This is a genomic window from Clostridium sp. (genome assembly GCF_051278035.1).
Classification (GTDB): Bacteria; Bacillota; Clostridia; order Clostridiales; family Clostridiaceae; genus Clostridium_AD.
On sequence record NZ_JBNMNU010000264.1, the window covers coordinates 1 to 3,987 of the forward strand.

5 protein-coding genes are annotated in these 3,987 nt (G+C 32.3%); 4 read left to right on the forward strand and 1 reads right to left on the reverse strand.

The features are described from left to right. The first annotated feature begins 150 nt into the window (after positions 1 to 150). The 4 genes from ACJAX4_RS22495 (at position 151) to ACJAX4_RS22510 (ending at position 3,703) form a co-directional block, all read left to right on the forward strand. Positions 151 to 417, forward strand: a complete 267-nt coding sequence (locus ACJAX4_RS22495) for a hypothetical protein (protein ID WP_435791677.1) — start codon at positions 151 to 153, stop codon at positions 415 to 417. Positions 418 to 671: 254 nt separating this feature from the next. Then, positions 672 to 1,424: an MBL fold metallo-hydrolase gene (locus tag ACJAX4_RS22500; protein ID WP_435791678.1), complete on the forward strand. Its 753-nt coding sequence runs from the start codon at positions 672 to 674 to the stop codon at positions 1,422 to 1,424. A 70-nt stretch (positions 1,425 to 1,494) separates the two neighbouring features. Then, positions 1,495 to 2,589 (forward strand): plasmid pRiA4b ORF-3 family protein, encoded by a 1,095-nt coding sequence (locus ACJAX4_RS22505; protein ID WP_435791679.1) that lies wholly within the window; start codon positions 1,495 to 1,497, stop codon positions 2,587 to 2,589. Between the two features lie 277 nt (positions 2,590 to 2,866). Next, a complete protein-coding gene (locus ACJAX4_RS22510; protein ID WP_435791680.1) occupies positions 2,867 to 3,703 on the forward strand; it encodes a nitroreductase family protein in 837 nt (278 codons plus the stop codon). 59 nt (positions 3,704 to 3,762) lie between these two features. Here the strand turns inward: ACJAX4_RS22510 and ACJAX4_RS22515 are convergent. After that, a partial coding sequence (locus ACJAX4_RS22515) for an IS3 family transposase (RefSeq protein ID WP_435791681.1) occupies positions 3,763 to 3,987 on the reverse strand: 225 nt, incomplete at its 5' end.

Consider the following 3,987-nt stretch of genomic DNA (forward strand, 5'->3'; position numbering starts at 1 on the left):
ATAGGAGGACCGCAAAATTTTACGGACATGTCAAGTGTTTTATGCAAAAAAAGTGGGGGAATCAACAAAAATTAATGATACTAAAAATGAGTAATCACAGGAGCTAAGGAGTTTCCGTGAAAGCTCAGTTTATAATAGGGGGGAATCTATATGATTATGAAATGTAATAAATGCAAACAGTACCTAGGGGCTATAGGTAATAAAACTATCTTTTGTAAAAATTGCGGCAAATTACTTACTGAGAGTTTATTTGCAAATAAAGATGAAATAAAAAAAATTGCTATAGATCAAATGCCAGGAACTTCTGATAAAATATCTATTAATATTGAAATTGAAACAGATAAAAATAATAAAATCGTTAATATTTGTTATCCAGACTTGAAGTTTTTCTTGGGAAAAATATTAGAATTAACATAATATCTGAAAATGCTAAAGGGGATGTCTTTTCTAATTCTTCATTAACAAAACCAATAATAATTGTACTTTCAATTAATAAATTGACTTAAAAAACAGTAAATGAATTTCATCTACTGTTTTTTTGTCCTTTAAAATTTTCAGATATCTTAGAATATTATTTTTCTAGACTTTTTTTAGACCTTTCTGAATGGAAGGTTATTATTTACCTTGGTTTGGTATAATAGTATTAAGCATAGAATGAAAGGGGATAAATTATGAAGTTAGTTACACTTGGAAGTGGAGGCTGGATTCCAACGGAGAGTAGGCATACTGCTAGTTATCTAGTGGATACAGGGGAAAGCTTAATAATTCTTGATACCGGTAGTGGCTTAAGCAGGTTATCAAATCACCTAGATATTTTAAATAAATATGAAGAAATAAATATAATATATAGTCATTATCATTTAGATCATTTAATTGGGCTCAGCTATATAGGTAACTGGAGCAAAGAAAAAAGACTCAATATTTACGGCCCTGGTAAAGAGCTAGGATTTACCGGGTGTCAAGATGTTATATCAAGGTTTATAACGCCTCCTTTCTTCCCATTTACTATAGATAAGTTTGCGAGTGAAGTAAGAATGATGGATTATGATTTGAAAGGCTTTAAAATTGGTAATATTCCTATAAAAATAACGCCGCAAATTCATTCTGGCAAATCTTTTGGAATATCACTTGGAGATCATCTTCATTACAGTACGGATACCACTATTCTTGAAAATACATTTAAAGAAGCACAAGGTACAAAACTGCTACTTCATGAATGCTGGACTATAGCAAACGAAGGCAGCAAAGATCACAGTTCTTTTGAGGAGATCAACGATATGCTAAGTAAGTATAAAATACAAAAGCTTGGACTTATCCACATAAACCCAAACTGGAATGTAGATAAATTTGAGGAATTATATTCTTCGTTTTCGCATAACCCCAATATAGTAGTTGTAGAAGATGAAATGGTATTTGAGGTATAATAATATTAAATACATAAATGGTATCGCTCTTCGAGTGAATTTCTTGAGTGATGGGTAAGGAGAGATAAAGATGCAAATATGTTGTACAAAAAAACTGCAAGATACTTTGGGGATAGTGCTTCAAAATGAAACGGGAGCGAGCGATTTATTTTGTTGGAGTGTGCATTTGATAACGGTGAATAGAAGAAAGACAATTGTGATGGTAAATGACAGTAATCGATTTGGATTTGTACTTTATGGACTTAAAGCAAAGGACTTTAAAAATTTAAATGGACTGCTCATTCTGGGAATTAAAAGATGTTTGATAGAGGAAAAAATTAAGGACGAAATCATAGAGCGGTATTTAAAAAGTGGGGGAGAATTAATTTATTCTAAAACAAGAGGGGCAAAATATGTAGCACGGCTCAATAAAGCATGTGAGCTTGTAAAAGCAGTTGAAGATATATTAGATTTGAGTGAACTTTTTCAAACCTCAGCTACCGCAATATTGAATTATGACATCATAAAGATTAGCAAGGAATCTGGCTACAGCTATCCATATATATTTTTAAGCAAGGATCTTAGACTATTTGCTGGTGAAGAAGTAGTTAGGTGTGAGGCAGTGGACTTAATAGTTAAACTTAAATTATATCCCGAAATCGCATGGAGAAGGATTATAACACCTGTAGATATTACCTTCAAACAGCTTCATGAAATACTGCAAGTTTCTTTTGATTGGAAAAACTATCATTTGTACAACTTTAACATTTTTGATAAGGAGGGCAAAAGTATACTAAATGTTATTAGTGAATTTGAAGAAATTTATGAAACGCTGGAGGAGTGCCCAATACTCTTGGATTCTGAGGTTAATCTTTCCGAATATATTAAGCAGCAGTATACAATAGTTTATCGTTACGACTACGGTGACAACTGGGAGCATGAAATCACTATACAAGGCGTTAATACGGATTATGATAAAAACTATCCAACCTGTTTAATGGGTGAAGGCAATGCACCACCAGAAGATGTTGGTGGTATTTATGGATATAAAGAATTTTTAGAAATCATGGCTAATTCTAATCATATTGAACATGAAAACATGCAACAGTGGGCTCGGGGGCAGTGGTATAAGGACTTTGATTCAGACGCTATAAACAGACAGTTGAAAAATATTTTACGGGAATAAACACTTTGGAGGGGACTTATGCGTGAAGGAAATGTACACAATAGTAATAGCTATTTTGTGGATAAGTAGCTATTTCACCATAGCATTGTGGATAAAGACGGTTTAACTAAGCTACTCAATGTATAAATATGGTATACTATTTTTAAATAAATTTGTAATTCGAGTTACATAGAAATTTAACATCAGTTAATAAACAAAAAAAGTATAGAACCGCAATTAGGTGCAGTTCATTGGTATCACAATGCCTAAACTCAATAATAACTTAAAAGGAGTAAGTATGGAATTTCAAAAGTCAGTTATTGAACTTATAAAAATGAGGACATCAAGCAGATCATATGATCAAAAAAATATTGATAGTATAACCCTTAAAAAGCTAAAGGATTATATTACAAAAATTAATGAAGAAACAAAATTAAGGGCTAGGGTTATATTCATACAAAATAATGATAATGATGGTGGGAAAGCAAAAAAATTAGGGACATATGGGATTATATCGGGTGCTAATTCATTTATTATTGGAATATTAGATAAAGAAGAAAAAGATGCACTTGAATTTGGGTATTTATTCGAAAAAATTGTGCTTTTCGCAACGGAGTTGGGACTTCAAACATGTTGGCTTGGTGGAACTTTTAATAAGGGTAATTTTGAACAGAAGATGAATTTACTTGATAATGAAGTCATACCCATTGTTTCTCCTGTAGGGATAAAAAAAGAAAAGCCTAGAGTTTTTGAATCGGCTATGAGAGCAGTTATTGGTGCTAATAAACGAAAACCATGGAGTGAATTGTTTTTTGAAGCAGATAGTTTAGTGCCACTAAATGAAGATAACGTGGGACAATATGCTGTGCCATTAGAGATGGTAAGACTCGGACCTTCTGCTTCAAATAAACAACCTTGGAGAATTATAAAGGATAAGAATGTATATCACTTTTTCCTTTGTAGAACAAAAGGCTATGGAGTAACCGGTTATGATATGCAGAAAAATGATATTGGAATAGCCAAATGCCATTTTGAATTATCTGCAAATGAGCTTGGGTTAAAAGGTACGTGGCAAGAAATAAAAAATATAAATGCGCCAAATGACTGGGAATACATTTGCAGCTGGTCTATATAATAAAAACAACTGATTATATTAAACTGGTACCTATAGGAAGGACACTCTAAAAAAAAGTGCTAACAAGCTAAGAGATGGTTTCTGTATTGTACAGGAGCCATCTTTTTCAAGTTCCACTGGTATCTATAATTATTATAATATGTGATATACCTATTTATCATTTTCTTAACATTTTCAAGAGTAGTACAGGACTTTAAATCTATCTCATCTTTCATATGTCCAAAAAATGATTCCTGAGGGGCATTGTCCCAACAGTTACCTCTACGAGACATTGACTGTGATAA

Excerpts from the sequence above, each read along its gene's own strand:
- ACJAX4_RS22495 (WP_435791677.1), top strand. The coding sequence starts at position 151 with ATGATTATGAAATGTAATAAATGCAAACAGTACCTAGGGGCTATAGGT.
- ACJAX4_RS22500 (WP_435791678.1), top strand. The coding sequence starts at position 672 with ATGAAGTTAGTTACACTTGGAAGTGGAGGCTGGATTCCAACGGAGAGT.
- ACJAX4_RS22505 (WP_435791679.1), top strand. The coding sequence starts at position 1,495 with ATGCAAATATGTTGTACAAAAAAACTGCAAGATACTTTGGGGATAGTG.
- ACJAX4_RS22510 (WP_435791680.1), top strand. The coding sequence starts at position 2,867 with ATGGAATTTCAAAAGTCAGTTATTGAACTTATAAAAATGAGGACATCA.